This window comes from Novacetimonas pomaceti, assembly GCF_003207955.1.
Taxonomy (GTDB): Bacteria; Pseudomonadota; Alphaproteobacteria; order Acetobacterales; family Acetobacteraceae; genus Novacetimonas; species Novacetimonas pomaceti.
Genome location: NZ_NOXG01000075.1, coordinates 1 through 2,186, shown reverse-complemented (window position 1 = coordinate 2,186; position 2,186 = coordinate 1). Strand labels below are relative to the sequence as shown.

The following is a 2,186-nucleotide window of genomic DNA, read 5'->3' as shown; positions in this document are numbered from 1 at the left end:
CCATTCTTGATCGCATCCTGCGACCACCCGTCGGGCAATGCCCGCACTGTGGAAACTTTCTATGCCAGACCTCAAAACGCATTCTGCCAAAGTAGTGCTAGACCTCGTTGGCCATTCCGTTGCTCGAAGGTAAAAGTGTTGTCGACATGTAGGTTGGCAATAGGCTGAGCTAGCAATTAGTTGTGGTAATAATTCACCAAAATGGATACATATATATACTAAACTAGTAGCAAATTTCAACCTGGAGCGATACATTGAGCGTACAAATCGATCAGATATTCACAGCGGCAGCACAGAATATCTGGCAATTTCTTCAAACAGCAGGTCAGGGATGTTATATTCCGGCTTATCAGCGTCCTTATGCCTGGGACTATGACAATGTTGATCGTCTGATTGAAGACGCGATCAATGGTCTCCGTCATATTGAGACACGTAGCAATGCGATCAGCTTTTTAGGAACAATTATTGCGATTCATGACATCAGAAATGTAACAGTGAAACCGGTCTTTCAGTCTGAAGTTGCTCCGCGTGTGATGACACTGATCGATGGCCAGCAACGAATCAGCACTGCAGTCATGATGAATGTCGCACTTCACCACCAGATTGCCCAGCAACAGCGTCGGATTGAGAATGTTAAGGGAGAAGCATTTGACTGGTTGCGTCAGCAGGCACGGCGTGCGCAAGTCGAACTATATAATACCTTTGTAATCGATCAGACGACCGGCACGCCGGAGGTTTATCGCTATTATCCACGTGTGATCCGAGCTTTCGACGATGTGTGGTCGACTAAAGGAAGTCAAGCTGAATATCGCTCGCCGATAGCGCGACTGGTATGGAGCTATATTAATCATTTCGAGGCGCGGAAGACAGAGGTTTTTAATTATAAGGTTTTGGACGACGACGGTAATCATGACCTGCAGCACGACACGATTGTCGACGTCTTTCGTTATATGAGAAACAAACTCAATCAGCTGACTGGAAAAAACGCTGCTAAATTCGAATTCCCCGATCTACAGCAGATCATCCCAAATGACATGTTTATGAGCGCGCTGTGGGCGTTTCCTGCGCCCGTTTCGGTTAAGGACTACGTAACCTCTCATTCAGACGACAAGTCTTATGGAATCTTCTCTGCATTGATGCGCAGCATGGTGTTCCACCGTTATTTCAATATGCGCATGGCGCTAACCATTGTTACTACTCGTTCGGAAGATGACGCGTTCGATATGTTCGAGGCGCTCAACACCACTGGTGAACCGTTGACCGCCTTTGAGACGTTCAAGCCCAAGATTATCGAAGCTGAGGGTCTCGCAGGTTATCAGGAGACGCCTTCGTTTAAGAGTGTGTCACGGATTGAGGCATATCTAGACCATTTCAAGAAAGCCGATGATCGTCAGAAGGCAACCTCAGAATTACTCATTCCTTACGCACTTTCAGAGACCGGCGAGCGGCTACAAAAGGATCTTGGTGATCAACGCCGTTATCTGCGCGATTATTTTGATAACCTACCTTCGCTTATTGATAAGCGCTACGCGGTGGAGTCGCTCGCCAATATGGCGACACTGATGCGGACTGCATGGACGCCGCAAGATGCCGCTACACAGCTTGAAGGCTTTGGCACCTTTGATGATGAAACAGGCTTTTGCTTTCACGCGTTGCGCGCGCTCAAACATACTATCGTGCTTGGTGCGTTGACGCGTTTCTATGATGATTTCAGGCGTGCAGAAGGTGAAGCTCGAGCGTCTAAAAAGGCTGATTTTGCCGCAGCTATTCGCGCGATAACGGCGTTTTCAATGCTATGGCGTGGGGCATTCGGCTCGACGGAAAATATTGATTCAATTTACCGCACGATTATGCGCGAGGGACTTGCAAGCGAGAAGATTTTACCGCTCGCCCATCGGCCAAAACAAACCCATCGCCCAAAGCACCATGAACTTGGAGCGGTCTCGCTGCACAGTCTTAAACGCATGCTATGGTGGTATCTCAGCCACAAATTTAAAGACAAGGATGCTTGGGTTAAAAAAGCTGCTCGTACGCCGATCTACAGTCATTCTGCAGTAGTAACCAAGTTCCTAATGATCGTCGCAATTGAGGTGGTCCCGTCCGTTCGGACAGTTTTGCGGGCTTGATAAGCTATACCCGGTTGTTGTTATGCCGCCCTTCTGACGGCGTTGCTGTTGGCCATCTGG

At 48.3% G+C, this 2,186-nt stretch carries 1 protein-coding gene; it reads left to right on the top strand.

The window, feature by feature from the left end:
* The first annotated feature begins 254 nt into the window (after positions 1–254).
* On the top strand, positions 255–2,126 hold the full coding sequence (locus CFR71_RS15530) for a DUF262 domain-containing protein (protein ID WP_165832127.1): 1,872 nt from the start codon (positions 255–257) through the stop codon (positions 2,124–2,126).
* Positions 2,127–2,186: the final 60 nt, after the last annotated feature.